The organism is Frondihabitans sucicola, assembly GCF_030296615.1.
GTDB lineage: Bacteria > Actinomycetota > Actinomycetes > Actinomycetales > Microbacteriaceae > Frondihabitans > Frondihabitans sucicola.
The window spans coordinates 2,438,352-2,460,805 of the sequence record NZ_AP027732.1 but is presented as its reverse complement, the minus strand read 5'-3'; the positions used below and the strand labels follow the sequence as shown (position 1 = coordinate 2,460,805).

The window sequence follows — 22,454 nt, the reverse complement described above, 5'->3', positions numbered from 1 at the left end:
GGATCTCGTCCGGTCGACGACGCGAGAGCCGGGGCGTGTCTCCTGATCTGCCGGAGGTGCCGTGAGAGACGATCCCTAGACCTCGCGGCCGGCGGGCAGCTGCGTCTTGGCCGGGTCCGTCTCGGCCAGGCCCGCGAAGATGCCTTCGATGCGGTCGACGACGTCGGCGTCGAGCCTGACCCCCGAGGCCGCGGCGTTCGACTCGACCTGCTCGGGCCGCGAAGCACCGATGATCGCCGAGGCGACGTTGTCGTTGTGCAGCACCCAGGCGAGCGAGAGCTGCGCGCGAGTGAGGCCGAGGTCGGAGGCGACCGGCTCGAGCTGCGCGACCGCGTCGAGCACGTCGTCGGAGAGCCAGCGCGCAATCGAGCCGGCGCCGCCCTTCTGGTCGGTCGCCCTCGATCCTGCGGGCAGTTCCTGGCCCTTCTTGTACTTCCCGGTCAGCACGCCCTGCGCGATCGGCGACCAGACGATCTGCGAGATGCCGAGCTCCTTCGACGCCGGCACGACCTCCTCTTCGATGACCCGCCAGAGCAGGGAGTACTCGGGCTGGTTCGAGATGAGCTGGATGCCCAGCTCTGTGGCGAGAGCGGCTCCGTCGCGGAGCTGCTGGGCGTTCCACTCCGACACGCCGATGTAGAGGACCTTGCCCTGGCGGACCAGGTCGGCGAAGGCCTGCATGGTCTCTTCGAGCGGGGTCTCGAGGTCGTAGCGGTGCGCCTGGTACAGGTCGACGTAGTCGGTCTGGAGCCGCTTCAGTGACCCGTTGATCGACTCGGTGATGTGCTTGCGGCTGAGGCCGGTGTCGTTGTGGCCCTTGGGCCCGGTCGGGCCGTAGACCTTCGTGAAGATCTCGAGCGACTCGCGCCGCTCTCCCTTCAGCGCTTCACCCAGGACGGTCTCCGCCTGGGTGTTGGCGTAGACGTCGGCGGTGTCGAAGGTCGAGATGCCCACGTCGAGGGCTGCCCGGACACACGCGGCCGCCGTGTCGTTCTCGACCTGCGAGCCGTGGGTCAGCCAGTTGCCGTAGGTGAGTTCGGAGATCTTGAGTCCGGAGTTGCCGAGATACCTGAATTCCATGCGAGTGCTGCTCCTGTCGTGGGACGCGTCGATGCGTCGCCTCGAGAGACGCTACTCGCGTTGTGAGCGCTCACGCCGCACTGATCCTCAGCCGCCGAGGCCGGCCACCAGATTGATCAGCGTCGCCAGGATGACGGTTCCGAACAGGTACGACAGCAGGCAGTGGCGCGTGACGAGGTGCCGGATGATCCGGTTCGACACGGTCGTGTCGCTGACCTGGTACGTCATGCCGAGATCGAAGGCGAGGTAGGCGAAGTCGTGGTAGTCGGGCGGCTCCTTCTGGTTGAAGTCGATCCCGCCCTCGTCGCCCTGGTAGTAGAGCACCGCGTACCGGAGCATGTAGAGGGTGTGGATCAGGAACCAGGACAGCGCCACGCTCGCGACGGCCAGCCCCGCGAGGCCGTCGGCCCGGAGGCCGGTCGCCTTGCTCGCCTCGATGACGGTGAATCCGACGATGCCGAGGCTCGCGAGGCTGGCGAGGATCAGCAGGATCTGCGAGGTGCTCCGCGACGGGTCTTCGGCGAGCGCGTGCTTCCGCGTGCTGTCGCCGTCGAAGCGGAACACGATCGAGTAGACCCAGAGCAGGTAGACCAGGCAGGCGACGATCCAGCCGATGACGAGCGAGATGGTGGCGAGCCCGGCGAGCGCCGCGATGCCGCCCGCGACGAGGCCGGCGGCGAACATCACGACCATGCGGAGCTTCGATGCGCCCTTTCGAGCGTCGACCTTCACGGGTTCCATCCGCTGATCGTCGCTCCCCCGCGTCGTCGCGGCGCCCCGACACGCCGCTGCCCTGGTCGCGCCGCCTCGTCGTCGTGCGCACACGACGCCCGGAGGGGACCGTGAGCGGCGAGTTGCGCACGACGAGGGGCGTCAGAGGCGGAAGGTCGCGCGCGGGATCGTGTCGACGAGGTCGTGCGCCACCCGGTGGGCGTCGTCCTCGCTGATCTGGTGGGTCACGACGAGCGAGGCGAGGTAGCCGGCGTCCACCCGACGCGACATGTCGTGGCGGGCGGGGATCGAGCAGAAGGCCCGGGTGTCGTCGATGAACCCGGACGTCTTCGTGAAGCCGACCGAGTCGGTGACGGCCTCGCGGTAGCGGCGGATGGCGGCGGGAGTGTCGATGAACCACCACGGCGCCCCGGCGAACACCGAGGGTAGAAGCCGGCCAACGGCCCGATCTCACGGGTGAACGCCGTCTCGTCGACGGTGAAGAGCACCATGCGGAACGTGGGGTGCGTTCCGAACGCCTCGAGGATGGGCCGCAGCGGCTCGGTGTACGACGACCGGATGAGCGGGAGGTCGTGCCCGACATCGGGCCCGAAGCGCTCGAGGGTCGGTCGGTGGTGGTTGCGCAGGATTCCGGGGTGCAGTTGCATCACCAGCCCGTCGTCCGCCGCCATTCGCGCGCTCTCGAACAGCATCGTGTGCCGGTAGGCGGCGGCGTCCGCGGCAGAGACGGGCCCGCGGAGCGCGGCCTGGTGGATGCGAGCGGCGTCGGCAGGATCGAGGGGCTCGGAACCCGCGTCGGGGACTCCCGTGTCGGAGGCGGTCGCCCCGTGTCGGATGAAGTGTTCGCGCCGTGACCGGAGCGCCTCCAGCAGCCCGGCGTGCGTGGTCGTGTCGATCCCCGACACCTCGCCGAGCCGGGACAGCGATTCCCGCCACTCCGGCCTGGCGGGGTCGTAGTAGCTGTCGGCCCGGAAGGTGGGCAGCACTCGCCCGGTGAAGGACGGGTCGTCGCGCAGGGCCGCGTGCGCGGCGAGATCGGACGCAGGATCGTCGGTGGTCGCCAGCACCTCGATCCGGAACCGTTCGAACAGCGCTCGCGGTCGCATCGAGGGGGTGGCGAGTGCGGCGGCGAGCTGGTCGTACTGCGCATCGGCGTTCGCGGCAGAGGGGTGCTCGGCGAGTCCGAAGACGTCGTGCAGCTCGGTCTCGAACCAGTAGCGGACGGGCGTGCCGAGGAAGACGTCCCAGTGGCTGGCCAGGGCGCGCCAGACCTCGCGGCCTTCGGCGACCGCTGAGGCTCCGTCGCGCGGCGCGACGCCGAGCTGCTCGAGGGGCACCCCCGACGCGTGCAGCAGGCGGAGGACGTAGTGATCGGGTGTGATGAGGAGGGCGGCAGGATCGCCGAACGGCTGGTCGTCGAGGAGCAGTTCGGCGTCGACGTGCCCGTGCGGCGAGAGGATCGGCGCGTCCTTCACCGAGGCGTAGAGCTGCCTGGCGAGGTCGAGGGTCGCGGGGTCGGCCGGCAGCAGTCGGTCGGGGTGGGGAGCGAGGGACGTCATCGTCCTGCCTTTCGGGGAGAGTGCAATACGGGTCCGGTCGTCGACCGGACGGTGAGGGTGGTCGGAAGGAGCACGGAGTTGCGCTGCACCTGGTCGGGCGCCGTCTGGGCGAGCCGGGCGAGCAGCATCGAGACGGCGACGCGGCCGGCGCGCTCGATCGGCGCGTGCAGGGTGGTCAGCGGCGGATTGCAGAAGTCGGCGCCGAAGATGTCGTCGCAGCCGACGATGCTGATGTCGCCTGGCACGTCGACTCCGCGCTCGCGGAGGCGGGCGAGCATGCCGATGGCGATGAGGTCGTTGAAGACGATGCACGCCGTCGCGCCCGAGGTGACGGCGACGTCGGCCGCGACGACACCGGCCCCGGTGGTCGGCGTGAACGGCCCCACCCGGTGAGGCACGGCGCCGAGACGCTCGCCGGCGCGCTCGAGCGCCTTCCAGCGGCGCTCGTTCGACCAGGAGGTGACGGGGCCCGAGACGTAGACGATGTCGCGGTGCCCGAGGGAGAAGAGGTGCTCCAGAGCCTGCTCGACACCGCCGGGGGTATCGATCAGCACGTTGGGCACCCCCTCCGGCCGCCGGTTGATGGCGACCAGGGGCATGCCGCGGGAGTACGCCGCGAGATCGGCGTCGGGCAACCGCGAGGCCGTGACGACGGCGCCGACCGCGTTCGAGCCCAGGGACTCGAGGGTCGCGGCCTCCAGTTCGCCCGACTCCTCGGTGTCGACGAGGAGTTGCCGGTAGCCGGCGGCCTTGAGCTGCTGCTGCGTGCCCCGGATGATGCCGAAGTAGAACGGGTTCGTGATGTCGGAGACGAGGACGGCGACGGTCCGCGTTCGGCTCGTCGCGGCCTGGGACGTCCCCCGCGACGAGACGTAGCCGATCTCGTCGGCGGCCGCCTCGATGCGGGCACGGGTCACGGCGTTGACGCGGTCGGGGGTGGTCAGCGCCCTCGAGACGGTCGACGGGGCGACGCCGCTGAGAGCGGCCACGTCGGTGATGGTCGCTGCTTTGCGACGCGGGGCGGTGTCGGTCATTGATCCCCTCCTGTGTCAAGACGTTACGGGTTTGGCAAATTAGTGGCAAATAATTGTCGCTAATTTGCCATGCTCCTAGTCTCGTGCCAGTTCACCGTTTCAAGGAGGAAACAGATGAAGACACGCACTCTCAGCGCCGCCGCAGCGGGCCTCGCCGCCGTCGCGCTCGTCCTGACCGGCTGCTCCGCCTCGGGAGGGTCGTCCACCGACTCCTCCGGCAACGTCGACGGCTCGGGCAAGACCCTCAACGTCCTCACGGGCGTCGACACCCTCTACCCCACCCAGCAGAAGCAGTGGCAGAAAGACCAGGCCGCGGCCTTCAAGAAGTCCACCGGAGCCACGCTGAAGTTCGACACCTACGCCTCGGCCAACGAGGAGCTCACGAAGATCCAGACCTCCGTCGTCTCCGGGCAGGGCCCCGACGTCTACTCGATCGGCACGACGTTCACGCCGACCGCGTACTCGACGAAGGCCTTCGTGAAGCTGAGCGACAAGGAGTGGAAAGAGGTCGGTGGTCGCGACCGCTTCGTACCGGCCAGCCTCGGGATCTCCGGCCCGTCGAAGAGCGACGAGATCGGTGTCCCGTTCGCGAGCCGCCCGTTCGTCATGGCGTACAACAAGGACCTCCTGAAGGCCGCGGGCATCAGCAAACCGGCCACCAGCTGGGACGAGTTCGCCGAGCAGGCCAAGAAGCTGACCTCGAACGGCACCTACGGCATCGCCACCGGCTACGCCGACGGCTTCGACGTCTGGAAGTTCGTCTGGGCCATGGCGAATCAGGCCGGGAACCCGATCGTCGACGGCAAGAAGGCGACGATCGACACCGCCACGATGAAAGCCGCCTACAAGGCGTACTACGGCTGGGTCACCTCCGACGGCGTCGTAGACCCGTCGGCGGTCGGCTGGAACAACGCGCAGGCGCTCGCAGCCTTCGCCGCCGGCAAGGCCGCCTATTTCCCGATGACCACGGCGACGTCGAAGAACACGCTCGACAAGTCGTCCGTCAAGGGCAAGTACGCCTACGCGCTGATGCCGACCGTGCCGCCGGGCGAGACCTCGCGGCCGAGCGACGGCAAGGACGCCGCGTCGATCCTCTCGGGCGACAACCTCGTGGTCGCCAACTACTCGAAGAACCAGGATCTCGCCTTCGCCTACATCAAGCAGGTCACGGCGCAGAAGGAACAGGAGGACTTCTACACGACCTTCGGCCAGCTCCCGACGAACGCCGCCGCCGCCGCCGCCCTCGAGAAGGACGACGCATCGCTCCAGCCGATCGTCGCCGCCGCCAACAAGTCGGTCTCGACCCCGTTCTCGGGCGCCTGGGGCGACGTGCAGCTCGCGCTCACCGACGTCACCGTGCAGAGCATCCCGTCGCTGAAGAGCGGCTCCATCTCGTCGAGTGAGATCGACAAGCGACTCGCCACGGCCCAGAAGGCCGCGGAGTCGGCTCTGTCGAGGGCGAAGTAGGCGACCGCCGTGACCACCCCGTCCACCACCGAGCGGCAGGACTCCGCGGCCCTCGGCCGTGCAGTCCCGCCCGTCGGCGGCCGCACGTCGAAGCCGCCGCGCCGCCGCCGCCTCGACACCCGGGGCCGCCCGCTCTGGATGCTGCTCCCCGGCGGAATCCTGATGGCCCTCGTCATCGTCATCCCGCTCGTCCTCGGGGTGGTCATCGCCCTGCTCGACCTCGACCAGTACACGTTGCGCTCGTGGCTGTCGGCCCCGTTCGTCGGCCTCGGCAACTTCGTCGAGGCGCTGACCCAGTCGTCACTGCTCCGCTCGATCGGGATCAGCGCCAGTTTCGCGCTGATCGTCACGGCGATCACTCTGCCGATCGGCGTCGTGGCTGCCATCGCGACCCAGAACGCCTTCCGCGGCAGGGCCGTCGTGCGGTCGATCTTCCTGATCCCCTACGTGCTCCCGGCGTTCGTCGTCGCCACCGTGTGGCGCACGATCCTGCAGCCCTCGGGCATCGCGAACCACGCTCTGAGCGTCTTCGGCATCGACGGCGGCCTCTGGCTGAACGGGCCGAAGAGCTACTGGGCCCTCGTCTTCGTCGCCATCTGGTCGTCCTGGCCGTTCATTTACCTGCTCGCGCTCTCCGGCCTGCAGAGTGTGGAGACCGAGGTGCACGAGGCGGCCGCGATCGACGGAGCCCTTTGGTGGGCGAAACTGCGCTACGTGATCTTCCCCTACCTGAAGGGGCCGATCTCGCTGGCCATCATCATCGCGATCCTGCACAACATCAACAACTTCACCCTGCCGTTCGTGCTGTTCGGGGTCCCGACGCCGGACGCTGTGCAGGTGATGCCCGTTCTGACCTACATCGCGAGCTTCCAGAGCTTCCGGTTCGGCCTCAGCGCGGCCATGGCGATCTGCTCGCTGGTGATCGTCGCCATCCCGCTCTTCGTCTACCTGCGAGCGGTCCGGCTCGACAGCGGAGACGAGAAGGTCGTCACCGAAACGGAGGCCGCCCGATGAGCGCCGTGACCGCATCCCGCACGAAACGCACCCCCGCCGGAAGCCGCAGCGCCGACGTCACGCGGCTGCTCCCGAAGCCGCTGCTCGTCGTGATCCTGGTCGTGCTGATGGTGTTCGTCCTGGTTCCGGTGGTCTACATCCTGTTCGCCTCCGTCAACTCGGACATCGCGGTGGCGAACGGCGCCTTCCTCCCGACCGAGTTCACCCTGGCGAACTACTCGAAGATCTGGACCACGGTCGCGCTCGGCCGGGGCCTGGCCAACAGCGTCGTGGTCGCAGGATCCGTCGCCGTGGTCTGCGCCTTCCTCGCCGTCGCGACCGCCTACGTCCTGGTCCGCTTCCAGTTCCGCGGGCGCCTCACCTTCCTGCGGGCCCTGCTGGCCCTGCAGTCCATTCCCGGAACCCTGCTGCTCCTGCCGGTGTTCGTGCTGTTCTCGAGCGCGGCGTCCTACACGGGCGTGCAGATCATCGGCACCCGGTGGGGCCTGTTCATCACCTACCTGACGTTCGCTCTGCCGTTCTCGACCTGGGTGATGGTGACCTACCTGCGCGGACTGCCGCGCGAACTCGAGGAGGCGGCCAGGATCGACGGCGCGTCGTCGTGGCGGATCCTCACCCGGATCGTCGTGCCGCTGTCGTGGCCGGGGATCGTGGTGTCCGGCATCTTCGCGTTCCTGCTCGGCTGGAACGACGTGCTCTTCTCGTCGATCATGACCAACCCCGAGAGCCGGACGGCCGCCGTGGCCCTCCAGGTCTTCGGTGCGACCCAGGAGGGTGGCGCACTGCCGGTGTACGGGCAGATGATGGCCGCGGCCCTGGTGTGCGCGGTCCCGGTCGTCGTGCTCTATCTCATCTTCCAGCGCTACCTCGTCGGTGGCCTGACAGCAGGAGGCGTCAAATGACCACAGCAACGCAGACTCTCACCTGGACCCTCTCGGGGTTCGGCGACGAGATCGACGACGACCCCGTCGTCCAGACCGCCGTCCTCAACTCCTCGGCGCCCGCCACATCGAGGTGCGCGGCGCCTGGGGCACCAACGTCGTCGACTTCACGCCGTCGCAGCTGACCGAGTTGAAGGCGGTCCTCGATCGCCGGGAGACCGGCGTGTCGGCCATCGCGTCGCCGATCGGCAAGGTGCCCGTGACACTGCCGGTCGAGCACGAGGTGGCGCGCCTGGCGAAGGCGATCGACGCCGCCCACGCGCTGGCCAGCGACTACGTGCGGATCTTCTCGTTCTACCCGGGCGAAGGGCAGGATCCTGCCCTCATCCGCGACGAGGTCCTGACCAGGATGCGCGCGCTGGCCGATCTCGCCGAGCGGGAGGGCGTGATCCTGCTCCACGAGAACGAGAAGGAGATCTACGGCGACGTTCCCTCGCGGGTGCTCGACATCGTCGAGTCCGTCGGATCCGCGGCGCTCCGTCTCGCCTGGGACAACGCGAACTTCGTGCAGTGCGGCGTCAAGCCGTTCACCGAGGCGTGGCCGCTGCTTCACGAGTACGTCGACTACCTGCAGGTGAAGGACGCCGTCGCCGCCACCGGCCAGGTCGTGCCCGCCGGGTTCGGCGACGGCCAACTCCTCGAGACCGTCACGGCCCTGCGCGACCGCGGTTACGACGGCTTCGCGTCACTCGAACCGCACCTCGCCGACACCAACTCCCTGGGCGGATTCTCCGGGCCGGCCGAATTCGGTCGAGCTGCCCGCGCCTTCGCCACCCTCACCGACCGAATCGGAGTCCAGACCTCATGACCACCACACCCCTGAAAGCGGCCGTCGTCGGCTGCGGCGTCATCGGGCGTCACCACGCGCGGGTCCTCGTCACGCACCCCGACTTCACCGTGACGGCCGCCGTCGACTCGGTGCTGCCCGCCGCGGTCGCCCTCGCCGACGAGGTCGCAGCCTCCGGCGACGCTCGCCCCGTGACCACGTCGACTCTGGAGGAGGCGCTCGCGTCGACGGAGATCGACATCGTCGTCGTCTGCTCCCCCAGCGGACTGCACGTTCAACTCGCCGAGACCGCGGTCGCGGCCGGCCGGCACGTCGTCATCGAGAAGCCTCTCGACGTCAGTGTCGTCAGCGGTCGACGGATGTCCGAGCTCGCGGCATCCGCCGCGTCGCGCGGACTCCTCGTGTCGGTGATCAGTCAGCACCGCTTCGATCCTGCAAACCGCGTCGTCGCCGAGGCCGCGCACGCCGGGCGCTTCGGCAGGATCTCGTCGGGGCTGGCCTCTGTGGCCTGGTGGCGGAGTCAGGGCTACTACGACTCCGGTGACTGGCGCGGCACCTGGGCCCTCGACGGCGGGGGCGCCGTGATGAACCAGGGCGTGCACAGCGTCGACCTGCTGGTCTGGATGCTCGGTCGGCCCGTCGAGGTCAGCGCGCAGACCGGACTGATCGCCCACGACCGCATCGAGGTCGAGGACGTCGCCGTCGCGACCGTCCGCTTCGAGTCGGGAGCGCTCGCTGTCATCCACGCGACGACGGCCGCGTATCCGGGCCTGACCACGCGGATCCAGGTGCACGGCGACAGCGGCTCGGGTGTCGTCACCGACGATCGACTCGAGTACTTCCACGTCGCCGAACCCGGAGCCGAGACCGGCCTGCAGGCCGCCCTCGACACGGCGAACCAGGCCGCCGGCCTCGTGGCCGACGACCAGCTCGTCGGCGGTCCGGTCGAAGAGGACCACTTCCTGCGCGGCCACGCCAGGCAGTACGACGACATCTCGCGAGCCGTGCAGACCGGAACCCCTCCGGGAGTCACGGTCGACGACGCCCTCCTGTCGCTCGCGACGGTCAAGGCGGTCTACGTCTCGGCCACGCTGGGTCGCTCCGTCCTCGTCGAGGACGTGCTCACCGGTGCCATCGACGACCAGGACGTCACCGTGGGGGTGCGCTCATGAAGTTCTCCGTGTTCACCGCGTCCACGCCCGACTGGACCCCGGCGCAGGCGATCACCGCCCTGGCCGGCCAGGGCTGGGACGGAATCGAGTGGCGCCTCCTCGACCAGCAGCCCTCCTCGACCGGCGAGCCCGGCTTCTGGGCGGGGAACCTCGCCACGCTCCCCCTCGCCGGCATCGAGGGCGAAGTCGCCGGCATCGCCGCGCTCACGCGCGACGCGGGCCTCGAGATGTCCGGCGTCGCCGGCTACGCCCGAGCGGACGAACGCGACGACGTGGAGCGCGTGCTGCGAGCCACCGCGGCCCTCGGCGCCCCGCAGGCGCGTGTCGCCATGCCCCGCTCGGACACCGCGGAGGCCTACCCGGCATTGTTCGAGCGCACGCGCGAGGACGTCGCGTGGGCGGCGTCCCTCGCGGCCTCCCTCGGCATCAAGGCGCTCGTCGAACTCCACCACGAGACCATCACCCCCTCGGCGTCGGCCGCGCGCCGCCTGCTCGAGGGGCTCGATCCGGAGCACGTGGGCGTCATCCACGACCTCGGCAACCTCGTCATCGAGGGACGAGAGCGCCACACCGCAGCGTTCGAGCTGCTCGGCGACTACCTCGCCCACGTCCACGTGAAGAACGCGCGCTGGGTGACCGACGGCGAGCGGACGCCCGCCGGAAGCCTGCGGTGGCGACACGAGTGGGCGCCGCTCCGCGACGGACAGGCCGACGTGGGTCAGTACCTCACCGATCTCCGCGAACACGGGTACGACGGATGGGTGACCCTCGAAGACTTCTCGACCGACCTCCCCTCGAGGAGCGCACCCGCGACAACCTCGCCTACCTGAGGACGCTGGTGGGCGTCGATGCGTGACGGTGCCGAGGCGTCCGGCGACGCGGGTGGTCCGCCGCTGGTCGGGATCGGAGCGCTGACCCCCGCGCAGGATCACGTCCGCGACGAACGCCGACCCGGCATCGTGCACCTCGGTCTCGGAGCGTTCCACCGCTCGCACCAGGCCTGGTACACGCAGCACGTCGCTTCCGACGAGGAGCCGTGGGGCATCGCCGCGTTCACCGGCCGCCGCCCCGACCAGGCCGAGCTCCTCGCCCGGCAGAACGCCGTCTACACGCTGATCACGCGCGCCGCGGACGGTGACACCGCCGAGTTCATCGACGCCGTCATCGAGGCGCACGACGGCGCCGACACCGCCCGCTGGCGCGAGGCGCTGGCCGACCCGCGCACGGGCGTCGTCACCCTCACGGTCACGGAGGCCGCGTACCACCGCGCCGCCGACGGTGGGATCGACGTCGAGTCGCCGGTGGTCCGCGGCGACCTCGCCCTCCTCCGCGACGGCCTCTCGGACACCGCCTGCACGACGGCGCCCGGCCGGCTGCTCGACGGCCTTCGGGCCCGCCGCGACGCCTCGGGCGGGCCGCTGGCAGTGGTCTGCTGCGACAACCTCACGGACAACGGGCGGGTGGTGCGCGACGTCGTGATGTCGCTGGCGGAGGCCGCGGATCCTGCCCTCGCCGCGTGGATCCTGAGCACCGTCTCGTTCGTGTCGTCGATGGTCGACCGCATCACCCCGGCGACGACCGAGGGCGACCGCGCCGACGCGCTCGCCCTCACCGGCTTCGACGACGCGGCCGTCGTCGTCGCCGAGCCGTTCGCCGAGTGGGTTCTCTCGGGCGACTTCCCGGCGGGCAGACCCGCCTGGGAGACGGCCGGAGCGCACTTCGTCGACGACCTCGAGCCCTACGAGCAGCGCAAGCTCTGGCTCCTCAACGCCGGGCACTCGCTGCTGGCCTACCTCGGCCTTCACCTCGGTCACGAGACCATCGACGAGGCGATGCGCGACCCGCGCTGCACCGAGCCGCTCGAACGACTGTGGGACGAGGCCGCCAGAGAGCTGCCGCTGCCCGCGGCCGAGATCGCCCAGGCGCGGGCGTCGCTGCAGGAACGCTTCGAGAACCCCCGGATCCGCCACCGCCTGCGGCAGATCGCCTCCGACGGCTCGGTCAAGCTGCCGGTGCGCGTCGTCGACCCGCTGCGCCGACGCCTCGCGCGCGGAGAGCCCATCGGCGACGGCGCGGCGACGGCCCTCGCCGCGTGGTGGCTGCACGTCACCAGGCAGCGGTCGCTCGTCTCGGATGCGGCCGCCGCGAGCCTCCCGCCCTCCGCGACGGTGTCGGACGTGCTGGCCCTCGTGGCCCCCGGCCTCGACCGCGACGCCGCCGTCGAAGCAGCCGTCACGGCCGCGGCCGAGCGGATCCTGCAGCTGCCGTCGTCCGCCCCTACCCCAACCACCACCGGAGTCCCCGCATGATCATCGACAGAGCCGAAGTCATCGTCACCAGCCCCGACCGCAACTTCGTCACCCTCAAACTCACCACCGACGACGGGCTCACCGGCCTGGGCGACGCGACCCTCAACGGGCGCGAGCTGGCCGTGGTCGCGTACCTGTCCGAGCACGTGGTGCCCCTGCTCATCGGCAAAGACGCGCACCGGATCGAGGACATGTGGCAGTTCCTGTACCGCTCGGCGTACTGGCGCCGGGGCCCGGTCACGATGGCCGCGATCGCCGCCGTCGACGTCGCCCTCTGGGACATCAAGGCCAAGGCGGCCGGCATGCCCCTCTACCAGCTGCTCGGAGGCGCCTCCCGCACGGGATTGCTGACCTATGGCCACGCGTCCGGCAAGGACCTGCCCGAGCTGTTCGACTCGATCCGCTCGCACCTCTCGCAGGGCTACAAGGCGATCCGCGTCCAGACAGGCGTTCCCGGCCTCAAGTCGATCTACGGCATCGCGTCGAACGCGACCTTCGAAGCCAACAAGGGCGTCCGCTACGACCACGAACCCGCCCAGCGCGGGGCACTGCCCAACGAGGAGGACTGGGACACCCGCTCGTACCTCCGCCACGTGCCGACGGTGTTCGAAGCGGTGCGCAACGAGTTCGGGCCGGAGATCCCGCTGCTGCACGACGGACACCACCGCATGACCCCGATCCAGGCGGCAGCGCTCGGCAAGAGCCTCGAGCCCTACGACCTGTTCTGGCTGGAGGACGTCACGCCGGCGGAGAACCCGGAAGCGCTGAGGCTGGTCCGCCAGCACACCACCACGCCGCTGGCGATCGGGGAGATCTTCAACACGGTGTGGGACTACCAGCAGATCATCCGCGAGCAGCTCATCGACTACGTCCGCAGCGCGGTCACGCACACGGGTGGGATCAGCCACCTGAAGAAGGTGCTGGAGTACGCAGCGCAATACCAGATCAAGTCGGGCATGCACGGGCCGACCGACATCTCGCCCGTCGGGATGGCCGCCGCGATGCACCTCGGCCTGTCGATCCACAACTTCGGGATCCAGGAGTACATGAAGCACGGCGCCAAGACCGACGCCGTCTTCCAGCAGAGCTTCACCTGGAACGACGGCATGCTCCACCCCGGCGACAAGCCTGGCCTCGGCGTGACCCTCGACGCCGACGAGGCCGGCAAGTACCCCTACGAGAAGGCGTACCTGCCCTACAACCGGCTGGCGGACGGCACGGTCCACGACTGGTAGGGCGCGGTGCGTGCGCGGAGCGTGGGCGTGAGCGTGCGCATGCGCGTGCGCGTGCGCGTGCGCGTGCGCGGAGCGTGAGATGGCCCGTTCTGTCGGCCGGCTTCGGCTGGGGCGACAGAACGGGCCATCTCAGGCGCGCCGACGAGCGTGCAACGGACGTCACCCGGGACCGCGGTCCCCGGCCGCCCTTCTCTGACGCTGGATCTCTCCGCGGAGGAGCGCGCGCCGGAGACGGCGGACGAATGCGACCCAGAGCTCGCCTCCGAGGTCGTCGTCGGACACGTACAGGGTGTGCCAATCGTCGTCGGCGAGCGCCTCGCGACGACGCTTGTCGTCACGGTAGGTCGAGCGGTCGGTGCGGTGGTGATCTCCGTCGTACTCGACGCAGACGCGTTCGCGACCGAAGACCATGTCGGGCCGGGCGACGAAGGCCCCCGAGGCGTCGTGGATCTCGCAGTTCAACATCGGTGTGCGGATCCCTTCACGAGCCAGTTGGAGCCGAAGCCGCGTCTCGCGCGGCGATTCCGCTCCGACCCGGACGAGAGCGAGGGCGCTCCGGAGCCTTCGAGCGCCTCGTGATCCGGCTCGCCGTCGAACGGCCCGTTCGAGATCGTCCACGGTGTGGAATCCCGGCAGGCTGAACCCCGCCGAGTCGCGGCCTCTCAGGACGATCAACGCATCGCCCAACACGACGAGGTCGTCGAGGGGCAGGATCGTCGAGCACTCGGCCCAGCAGGCGAGTCGCGAACTCACGGGCAGGCCGTGGACGACGTCGATGTCGGCGAGACGCGGCGTGACCCGATGCCCGACGACCTGCCGCCGGCGTGTCACCGAACCGTCACCCACCGTCGTCGTGTGGAGAAGGGACGACCGCGGGGCCGGTAGGCCCCAGAGGGCCGCCGCCGTCAGATGACTGAAGTGCTGATGGTCTCCCAGGAGGAGAGAGAAGGCGAACGGCGTCAGGGCGCCCCGGTCGGCGGACGCGCCGGGGATCCTGAGCCCACGGGTCGGCGCACCGAGGTCTCGGCGACGCAGCCGCTCGGCGCCGACGACGGGAACGGCGTCGGCGACCAGGAACGGTTCGTGGCGGAGCGAGCGAGGGAGCGACGCGGGCTTCATGAGGCAACGGTGGCGGATCCTGCCCTCCGTTTTACCGCCCGTCCACAGGGCGCGAGGCGCACTCCACAGGGTGCGGCCCCGTCCACAGCGGTACCGCGTCGCGAGATGGCCGAACCTGTCGGGCGCCCGGGGCGGACCCGACAGATTCGGCCATCTCGCGCGAGCGCGGGTCGGGGGCCGGCGGCACGAAGTGGGCCGGAACGTTCTCGCGGAGCGAGAACGGGCGTGGAGCCGCCGGCCAGCGCGGGCGACCATAGTGTCACCAACGCACGAACCTCGACGAGGAGGACCCAGTGAAGGCTGTCCAACTGCACGAATACGACCTGGCACCGACACTCGACAGCGTGCCGGAGCCGACCGTGAGCGGCCCGTGGGACGTGATCGTCGACGTGGGGGCGGCGGGTCTGTGCCGCACCGACCTGCACATCATCGAGGGGCAGTGGGAAGCCATCCAGCATCCGTCGCTGCCGTACATCCTCGGGCACGAGAACGCCGGCTGGGTGCGCGAGGTCGGCAGCGCCGTGACGAACGTGCAGGTGGGCGACACGGTGATCATGCACCCGCTCACCAGCTGCGGCCTGTGCCCCGCCTGCCGCGTCGGTCAGGACTCTCACTGTGAGAACGCCACGTTCCCCGGCCTGAACGTCGACGGGGGCATGGCCGAGCGCCTGAAGACGAACGCGCGCGCCGTCGTGAAACTCGATCAGGGGCTCGAGCCGAAGGACGTCGCAGCTCTCGCCGACGCCGGGCTGACGGCGTATCACGCGGTCCGCAAGGCGGCGCCCCAGCTGTTCCCCGGATCGCACGCGGTGGTCCAGGGCGCGGGCGGCCTCGGGCACATCGGCATCCAGTCGCTGGCGGCCGTCACGAGCGCCGAGATCACCGTCGTGGACCGCAGCGAGAAGGCGCTCGAGCTCGCGAAGGAACTCGGCGCGCACCACACGGTGCTGGCCACGGACGACGCGAGCGTCGAGAAGCAGGTGCTGGACATCACGGGAGGCGGAGCGCACATCGCGTTCGACTTCGTCGGAGAGAAGGGCGCCGAGAAGCTCGCCCCGAAGCTCATCCACAACGGCGGCTCGCACTACGTCATCGGCTACGGAGGGCGGGTCGAGCTCGACACGATCGAGATCATCTCCCGCGAGATCAGCGTCGTCGGCAACCTCGTCGGCACCTACAGCGACCTCGTCGAACTCATGGCGCTCACGGCGCAGGGCCGGGTGAAGCTGCACACGCAGACCTACCCGCTCGAAGCCGTCAACGACGCCATCGCCGATCTCGAGGCCGGCCGCCTCGTCGGCCGCGGCATCCTCGTCCCGTAGCGCGGCCCGACACGAAACGAACACGAGCAAAGGAGCTCTGAAATGGCTTTTCCCGCCAAGTACCCGTCGTTGAACGACACCGCCCTCACCGAGGAGGCTCGCTCGACCCTGATCCGCGTGATCCGCGTCGCGTTCCCCCACGACTCCTTCCCGGACGGCCCCTACGAGCGCACCGCCGACACGATCCTCAAAGCCGCCGAGGAGTCGACCTGGTTCCGCGTCTCCCTCACCCAGGGGCTGCTGACGCTGGCGCACCTCGCCGGCGGCGACTTCCGACAGCTCGACGAGGACGCCGCCACGAGCGTGCTCCGGCGAATCGAGACGACGGAGTTCTTCGGCTTCATCCGGCGCACCACCGTCCTGAACCTCTACGACGACCCCGAGGTCTGGGACGCCGTCGGCTACGAGGGTCCGTCCGTCGACAAGGGCGGCTACATCGACCGCGGCTTCAACGACCTCGACTGGCTGCCCGATCCTCGCATCGAGACGTACACCGGCGAACCGATCGTCGAGATCGCTCGTTCCGTGCCGCTCGCTCCCCCGCACGCGGCCACGCACGGCGGCGGCCAGAGCGCCGCGTCCACCAGCGCCGACACGAGCACCCAGCCCGGCGCGACCGACGCCCGCCAGGGCCAGCTCCAGCACTCGGAGGCCACGAAATGACCCGGCACGGCAAACCGATCGAGCAGGATCACGAGACGGTCGTCATCATCGGATCGGGCGCGGGCGGCGGGACGCTCGCCTACGAACTCACGGCGAAGGGAATCCCCTGCGTCGTCCTCGAGGCCGGCCCGTACCTGACCAACGACGACTACACGAACAACGAGTGGGAGGCGTTCAACCAGATGGCCTGGCTGGATCCGCGCACCACGAGCGGATCCTGGCGCATCGCCCGCGACTTCCCCAATCTCCCCACCTGGATCGTGAAGGCCGTCGGCGGCACCACCACGCACTGGTCGGGCGCGACGCCGCGCTTCAAGGCGCACGAGTTCGCGATCCGCTCGACCTACGGCCGCCTCGAGGGCGCGAATCTGCTCGACTGGCCGATCACACTGGCCGAGCTGGAGCCGTTCTACGACCGGGCCGAGATCGCCATGGGATCGACGCACGTCCACGGCCGCAAGCCTCTGCCGGCGAACAACAACTACAAGGTGTTCGCCAACGGCGCCGAGCGGGTCGGCTACAAGCACTACTCGACCGGGCCGTACGCCACGAACGCGGAGGAGTACGACGGTCGCCCGGCCTCCATCCAGGACGGCTTCAACTTCCAGGGCGACAAGAACAAGTCGAAGTGGTCGACGCTCGTGCGCGAGATCCCCCGGGCGCTCGCGACCGGGCTGCTCGACCTCCGCGCCGACTCCCACGTCGTGCAGATCACCCACGACCAGACCGGCCGCGTCGACGCGGTCCTCTACCTCGACGAGAACGGCGACCTGCATCGCCAGGCGGCAGCCCTCGTCTGCGTGGCGGGCAATTCGATCGAGACACCCCGCCTGCTGCTGCAGTCGGCGAGCCCGATGTTCCCCGACGGTCTCGCGAACTCCTCCGGACAGGTCGGCCGCAACTACATGCGGCACATGACCGGCTCGGTCTACGCGCAGTTCGAGAACCCCGTGCGCATGTACCGCGGCGAGACGATGGCCGGTGTGATCGCCGACGAGTCGCGTCACGATCCGGATCGCGGGTTCGCCGGCGGGTACTACCTGGAGACCATCTCGCTGGGCCCGGCGTTCCTCGCCAGCTTCGCCGAGCCGGGATCCTGGGGTCGCGAATTCACGAAGATCATCGACGGGTACCTACGTACCGCCGGACTATGGATCGTGGGCGAAGACCTGCCGCAGGAGAGCAACCGGATCACGCTGAACCCGAGCGTCACCGACAAGAACGGACTGCCGGTGCCGAACGTGCACGTCGACGATCACCCGAACGACATCGCCATGCGGAGCCACGGCTACAAGCAGGCCGAGCTTCTCTACGACGCGGTCGGCTCGGTGTCGTCGCACCGAACGCCTCCGTACCCGTCCACCCACAACCTCGGCACGGCTCGCATGAGCGACAAGGCGGAGGACGGCGTGGTCGACCGATGGGGCCGGTCGCACGACGTGCCCAACCTGTTCGTCAGCGACGGATCGGTCTTCACGTCCAGCGCTGCCGCCAACCCGACCCTCACCATCGTCGCGCTCGCGATCCGGCAGGCGGAGTACATCGCCGACCAGCTCGCCCACGACGGAATCTGAACCATTCGCTCGCCAGACAGGTGTTGTCTGGAGACACCCCTCGAGAAGGAGACACCATGACCACTTCCCCGTACGACGACATCGCCCAGGTCCCGGCGTTCGAGGTCACCTCGACCGACGTCACGGACGGCGCCGAACTGCCCACCCCGCAGGTCAGCGGCATCTTCGGAGCCGGCGGCGAAGACGTGAGCCCTCAGCTGAGCTGGTCGGGCTTCCCGCCCGAGACGAAGAGCTTCGCCATCACCGTGTACGACCCCGACGCCCCGACCGGCGCCGGTTTCTGGCACTGGGCCGTCGCCGACATCCCCGCGTCCGTCACGTCGCTCTCGACGGGAGCCGGAGACGCGGCGGGCTCCGGCTTGCCCGCGGGCGCACTGCAGCTGAAGAACGACGGAAGCCTCGCCCACTACCTCGGCGCTGCTCCCCCGGCCGGCCACGGCAAGCACACGTACTTCATCGGGATCCACGCCCTCGATGTCGACAGCCTGGGCCTCGACGCCGGCGCGACGCCCGCCTTCCTCGGCTTCACCATGTCGGGGCACACCCTGGCGCGCGCCGTCATCGCGCCCTGGTTCGAAGTGAAGTAGCCCGCCCGAAATCGAAGGGGATTCTCGCCTCCGGCCACCGTTCTGTGCGAACGCGGTGCCACCGGGCGAGAATCCCCTTCGATTTCTGCGGTGCGGGCGGGGCAGGCGGGCGGGCGGGCCGGCAGGATCAGAGGGTGGCGGTGTTCGCGCGCCGCAGGGCGCCCGAACGGTAGTAGCGGCTCACCTGGTTGGACGCGTCGCGGAGGTGCCGCTCGATGTCGCGCTGGCGTCTCTCCGACAGCTCGGCGGACGGGGCGCTGATGGCGACCGATCCGATGATCATGCCGGCCCCGTTGCGCACGCCGACGGCGGCGCAGGTCATGCCGGGCACGAACTCCTCGATCTCCCAGGCGACGCCCGAGGTGGCGACCTGCGCGAGTTCGGCGTAGAGATCCTGCCGCCGGGTCTTCGTGGTCGCCGTCAGCCGCGTCAGCTCGTGGACGTCGAGATACTGGTCGCGCTGCTCGCTCGACATGCCCGCGAGCATGATCTTGCCGAACGCGGTGGCGTGCGTCGCCTCGTGGAACCCGAAGTTCAGCGGCGTGAGTCGCGGGTGGTCGGGCGAGTCGACGACGTAGGCCACGACGACGTCGGCTCCGCGGTAGACCGCGAAGTACGCGGCTGTCTGCGAGAGGGTGTGCAGCCGTCCGATCTCGGTGCGCACGCTGGTCGGGATGCCGATCTGCCGGTGCAACGAGACCCCCAGGCGATCGAGCTTGTAGCCGAGCTCGAACCGGTGCTGCCCGGTGAGGTGGACGAGGTAGTCGCTCTGGACGAGAGCCTGCAGCAGCCGGTAGACCGTCGGCAGCGGGAAGCCGAGCGCCTCTGACACCTCGCGGGCGGTCGCGCCCCCGCGTTCGGCGACGGCCTCCAGGATCGCGAGGGTCTTCTCGACCGTGACGACGCCGGGTTCGCGGGGCGGAGCCGGGGCAGGCGGGGCCGAGGCAGGTTGGGCGGGGACCGGTGCCGGATCGGCGGAGGGTCGGGTGAGTGTCGAAGCGTCATCGATTCGCATGGCCTCATTCTGCGACCGGCGCCGCCGAGCCGCCCTCCCGGCGTTCTCACTCTGCGAGAACGCTCAGCCTCCATCCCCGCCGTCTCGAGCGCGGAGTCTCAGCAACTCGACGGGGTCGACCGCCTAGTGTTCACGGGTGATCACGCTGATCTTCCTCGGCCTGGTCGGTGGGCTCATCACCGGCATCTCTCCGTGCATCCTGCCGGTCCTGACCGTGATCTTCCTCTCCGGCGGCGCCCAGGGCGCACGTCCCGACGGCGCCGGTCCCGGGCGCCGCCCCTTCCTCGTCGTGCTGGGCCTCGCCATCAGCTTCAGCCTGTTCACGCTGCTCGGCACGCTCGTCCTGAGCGCCCTTCCGATTCCGGAGGACATCATCCGATGGATCGGCCTCGCCGCCCTGATCCTCCTCGGAATCGGCATGATCGTGCCCCGCTTCCAACACCTGCTCGAGAAGCCGTTCTCGTGGGTTCCGCAGCGCCAGGTCGGCACCGAGCGCGGCGGGTTCCTGCTCGGGCTCACACTGGGCGCCGTCTACGTCCCGTGCGCCGGCCCCGTGCTCGCCGCCATCACGGTCGCCGGAGCGACGGGCAGGATCGGCCTGTCCACCGTCGTCCTGACCGTCGCGTTCGCCGTCGGCACGGCCGCTCCGCTGCTCTTCTTCGCCCTCGCCGGCCGCGGGGTGGCCGAGCGGGTGAAGGCGTTCCGCATCCGCCAGCGGGCCATCCGGGTCGGTGCCGGCGTCGTCGTGCTCGCGCTGGCAGTCGCCCTGGCGTTCAACGCGACGGACGCGATCCAGCGCGCGATCCCCGACTACACGGCCGCTCTCAACCACGACCTCGAAGGCACCGCGAACGCCGGCACAGCCCTGTCGGGCGGCTCGACGACCACGACGGCCAAGCTGGCGTCGTGTCAGGCGGAGGCCTCGTACGTCACCCCGAAGACCCTGCGCGAGTGCGGTCCGGCGCCGAAGCTGACCGGCCTGGACGGGTGGTTCGACACCAGCGACGATTCTCCCGTGACACTCGCCTCCCTCAGGGGCAAGGTCGTGCTGGTCGACTTCTGGGCGTACTCGTGCATCAACTGCCAGCGGGCGATCCAGCACGTCGAGCAGTGGTACAAGACGTACTCGCCCCACGGCTTCGTCGTGATCGGCGTGCACACCCCCGAGTACGCGTTCGAGCACGTCCACGCGAACGTCGTCGCGGGTGCGAAGCGGCTCGGCATCACCTACCCGGTCGCCCAGGACAACGACTACTCGACCTGGAACGCCTACAACAACACCTCGTGGCCGGCCGATTACCTGATCGATTCGACCGGGAAGATCCGTCACGTCTCCATCGGCGAGGGCGACTACCCCGGGATCGAGGGCATGATCCGCGACCTGCTGAAGTCCGCCGATCCTGCCGTCGCCCTCCCTGCGAAGACGAAGGTCGACGACACGACGCCGACCGATGCGAATCAGACGCCGGAGACGTATCTCGGCACCAAGCGCGCCAGCAACTACTCCGGTTCGACGCCGCTGACGAACGGCACGACGACATTCACCGCGCCCACGGGAGTGGCGGCGAACACCTTTGCCCTCGACGGCACCTGGAAGGCCGCCGACGAAGACCTCACGAGCGAGTCGGGATCGGGCATCTCGCTCGCGTACACGGCGTCGAAGGTCTACCTCGACGTGGGCGGCACCGGCACGCTGACCGTGACGTCCGGCGGCAAGACCTCGACGTTGAGCGTCTCGGGGCCCCGAACATCTATCCGGTCGTCGACCGGGCGTCCGTCCGCACCGGCACCGTGACCATCGACCTGTCGCCCGGGCTGTCCGCCTACTCGTTCACGTTCGGGTAGCCGGGCCGAGCAAGAGCGGGCAGGACCGGGCAGTCGCCTCCTCCGACGGCTGGGGCGGGTCTCGGACGGGGCCGCAGATCGCGCGATCCAGGGCGCACACGACCCGCGGTGACGTGAGAGACACGCTCTAGAGCATCTCCAGCGGCGTCGCGCGGCTCGGCGCCGGGAACGCGGCGTCGAGAGCCGCCCGTTCGTCGTCGCTGAAGACGACGTCGCGAGCGGCGGCGTTCTGCTCGACGTGTTCGCGGCTCGACGCCTTGACCGCGACGAAGCCGTCCGGGAGCGCCTGCAGCACCCAGGCCAGCGCGAGCTGAGCGGGCGTGACGCCCTTGCCCTCGGCGATCTCGTCGAGGGTGGTGTCGTCGAGGAGTTCCCCGTGATCGACCGGCGAGTACGCCATGAGAGGCACGCCCGCCGAGCGCTGGTGCGGAAGCAGTGCGAATTCCGGGCCTCGACGAGCGAGGTTGTAGAGCACCTGGTTGACCTGGAGGCCGGCGCCGCCGGGGCACTGGGCGAGTTCGTCGAGGTCGTGCACGTCGAAGTTGCTGACTCCCCAGCCGCGGATGGCGCCCTCCCGGACGAGCTCCTCGAGCGCCGCGACGGTCTCCTGGAGCGGGAAGCGGCCGCGCCAGTGCAGCAGGTACAGGTCGAGTCGATCGGTGCCGAGGCGCTCGAGCGAGGCGTGGCAGGCCTCGATGGTGCCGCGCCGCGAGGCGTTGCTCGGAAGCACCTTGCTGACCAGGAACACCTCGTCGCGCCGACCCGAGATCGCCTCGCCGACGAGGGTCTCGGCGGCGCCGGAGCCGTACATCTCGGCCGTGTCGACGAGCGTCATCCCGGCGTCGAGGCCGGCCCGCAGGGCGTCGAGCTCGGTGTCGCGGCGGGCAGGATCCTCCCCATCAACCAGGTGCCGAGGCCGAGTCGCGCGGCAGGCAGACCGTTCGGGAACGTGACGGGTCCGAGGCTCATTCCCCGACGCTACCGACGCGAGTCGTCGAA

Annotated in this window: 17 protein-coding genes and 4 pseudogenes; 13 read left to right on the top strand and 8 right to left on the bottom strand. The window is 69.7% G+C overall.

All coding sequences use genetic code 11. From position 1 onward, the window contains the following. Positions 1-75 precede the first annotated feature (75 nt). From QUE79_RS12685 to QUE79_RS12670, 4 genes and pseudogenes are all read right to left on the bottom strand, one after another. Positions 76-1,080 (bottom strand): aldo/keto reductase family protein, encoded by a 1,005-nt coding sequence (locus tag QUE79_RS12685; RefSeq protein ID WP_286343430.1) that lies wholly within the window; start codon positions 1,078-1,080, stop codon positions 76-78. An 87-nt stretch (positions 1,081-1,167) separates the two neighbouring features. Further along, positions 1,168-1,821: a DUF1345 domain-containing protein gene (locus QUE79_RS12680; RefSeq protein WP_286343429.1), complete on the bottom strand. Its 654-nt coding sequence runs from the start codon at positions 1,819-1,821 to the stop codon at positions 1,168-1,170. Between the two features lie 132 nt (positions 1,822-1,953). Continuing rightward, positions 1,954-3,371: pseudogene (gene uxaC, locus QUE79_RS12675) on the bottom strand (glucuronate isomerase). After that, positions 3,368-4,405, bottom strand: a complete 1,038-nt coding sequence (locus QUE79_RS12670) for a LacI family DNA-binding transcriptional regulator (RefSeq protein ID WP_286343428.1) — start codon at positions 4,403-4,405, stop codon at positions 3,368-3,370. Before QUE79_RS12670 ends, uxaC begins: the two are co-directional and overlap by 4 nt. A 114-nt stretch (positions 4,406-4,519) precedes the next feature. Here QUE79_RS12670 and QUE79_RS12665 point away from each other — a divergent pair, with 114 nt between their 5' ends. From QUE79_RS12665 to manD, 8 genes and pseudogenes are all read left to right on the top strand, one after another. Continuing rightward, the gene (locus QUE79_RS12665; protein WP_286343427.1) at positions 4,520-5,872 is read left to right on the top strand and encodes an ABC transporter substrate-binding protein; all 1,353 of its coding nucleotides are present in this window, start codon (positions 4,520-4,522) and stop codon (positions 5,870-5,872) included. 9 nt (positions 5,873-5,881) lie between these two features. Then, positions 5,882-6,886 carry a carbohydrate ABC transporter permease gene (locus QUE79_RS12660; RefSeq protein ID WP_286343426.1) on the top strand — a complete coding sequence of 335 codons (1,005 nt, stop codon included), beginning with the start codon at positions 5,882-5,884 and terminating at the stop codon, positions 6,884-6,886. Then, positions 6,883-7,788 carry a carbohydrate ABC transporter permease gene (locus QUE79_RS12655; RefSeq protein ID WP_286343425.1) on the top strand — a complete coding sequence of 302 codons (906 nt, stop codon included), beginning with the start codon at positions 6,883-6,885 and terminating at the stop codon, positions 7,786-7,788. The genes QUE79_RS12660 and QUE79_RS12655 overlap by 4 nt, the downstream gene beginning before the upstream one ends. Then, a pseudogene (locus tag QUE79_RS12650) lies at positions 7,785-8,635 on the top strand (sugar phosphate isomerase/epimerase family protein). Before QUE79_RS12655 ends, QUE79_RS12650 begins: the two are co-directional and overlap by 4 nt. Then, positions 8,632-9,786, top strand: coding sequence for a Gfo/Idh/MocA family protein (locus tag QUE79_RS12645; RefSeq protein WP_286343424.1), 1,155 nt, complete (start codon positions 8,632-8,634; stop codon positions 9,784-9,786). Before QUE79_RS12650 ends, QUE79_RS12645 begins: the two are co-directional and overlap by 4 nt. After that, a pseudogene (locus tag QUE79_RS12640) lies at positions 9,783-10,642 on the top strand (sugar phosphate isomerase/epimerase family protein). The gene QUE79_RS12645 and the pseudogene QUE79_RS12640 overlap by 4 nt, the downstream one beginning before the upstream one ends. Further along, positions 10,635-12,095, top strand: a complete 1,461-nt coding sequence (locus QUE79_RS12635) for a mannitol dehydrogenase family protein (RefSeq protein ID WP_286343423.1) — start codon at positions 10,635-10,637, stop codon at positions 12,093-12,095. Before QUE79_RS12640 ends, QUE79_RS12635 begins: the two are co-directional and overlap by 8 nt. Further along, positions 12,092-13,330, top strand: coding sequence for a D-mannonate dehydratase ManD (gene manD, locus QUE79_RS12630; protein WP_286343422.1), 1,239 nt, complete (start codon positions 12,092-12,094; stop codon positions 13,328-13,330). Before QUE79_RS12635 ends, manD begins: the two co-directional genes overlap by 4 nt. Before the next feature lie 159 nt (positions 13,331-13,489). Here the strand turns inward: manD and QUE79_RS12625 are convergent, their stop codons facing one another. After that, positions 13,490-14,449: a hypothetical protein gene (locus QUE79_RS12625; protein WP_286343421.1), complete on the bottom strand. Its 960-nt coding sequence runs from the start codon at positions 14,447-14,449 to the stop codon at positions 13,490-13,492. Between the two features lie 293 nt (positions 14,450-14,742). Here QUE79_RS12625 and QUE79_RS12620 point away from each other — a divergent pair, with 293 nt between their 5' ends. The 4 genes from QUE79_RS12620 to QUE79_RS12605 are packed head-to-tail and all read left to right on the top strand — an operon-like array spanning position 14,743 to position 18,595. After that, positions 14,743-15,771: an NAD(P)-dependent alcohol dehydrogenase gene (locus QUE79_RS12620; RefSeq protein ID WP_286343420.1), complete on the top strand. Its 1,029-nt coding sequence runs from the start codon at positions 14,743-14,745 to the stop codon at positions 15,769-15,771. Positions 15,772-15,813: 42 nt separating this feature from the next. Continuing rightward, complete coding sequence (locus QUE79_RS12615) at positions 15,814-16,434, top strand: hypothetical protein (protein WP_286343419.1); 621 nt, start codon at positions 15,814-15,816, stop codon at positions 16,432-16,434. After that, positions 16,431-18,008 (top strand): GMC family oxidoreductase, encoded by a 1,578-nt coding sequence (locus QUE79_RS12610; protein ID WP_286343418.1) that lies wholly within the window; start codon positions 16,431-16,433, stop codon positions 18,006-18,008. The genes QUE79_RS12615 and QUE79_RS12610 overlap by 4 nt, the downstream gene beginning before the upstream one ends. Positions 18,009-18,064: 56 nt before the next feature. After that, on the top strand, positions 18,065-18,595 hold the full coding sequence (locus QUE79_RS12605) for a YbhB/YbcL family Raf kinase inhibitor-like protein (protein ID WP_286343417.1): 531 nt from the start codon (positions 18,065-18,067) through the stop codon (positions 18,593-18,595). A gap of 127 nt (positions 18,596-18,722) precedes the next feature. Here QUE79_RS12605 and QUE79_RS12600 read toward each other — a convergent pair whose 3' ends face one another. Further along, complete coding sequence (locus QUE79_RS12600; protein ID WP_286343416.1) at positions 18,723-19,610, bottom strand: IclR family transcriptional regulator; 888 nt, start codon at positions 19,608-19,610, stop codon at positions 18,723-18,725. A gap of 136 nt (positions 19,611-19,746) precedes the next feature. Here QUE79_RS12600 and QUE79_RS12595 point away from each other — a divergent pair. Continuing rightward, a pseudogene (locus tag QUE79_RS12595) lies at positions 19,747-21,455 on the top strand (cytochrome c biogenesis protein DipZ). A 127-nt stretch (positions 21,456-21,582) separates the two neighbouring features. Here the strand turns inward: QUE79_RS12595 and QUE79_RS12585 are convergent. Together QUE79_RS12585 and QUE79_RS12580 are read right to left on the bottom strand one after the other, a co-directional pair. Further along, complete coding sequence (locus tag QUE79_RS12585) at positions 21,583-22,314, bottom strand: aldo/keto reductase (RefSeq protein ID WP_350271702.1); 732 nt, start codon at positions 22,312-22,314, stop codon at positions 21,583-21,585. Next, complete coding sequence (locus tag QUE79_RS12580; RefSeq protein WP_286343414.1) at positions 22,287-22,424, bottom strand: hypothetical protein; 138 nt, start codon at positions 22,422-22,424, stop codon at positions 22,287-22,289. The genes QUE79_RS12585 and QUE79_RS12580 overlap by 28 nt, the downstream gene beginning before the upstream one ends. Between the last annotated feature and the right edge of the window lie 30 nt (positions 22,425-22,454).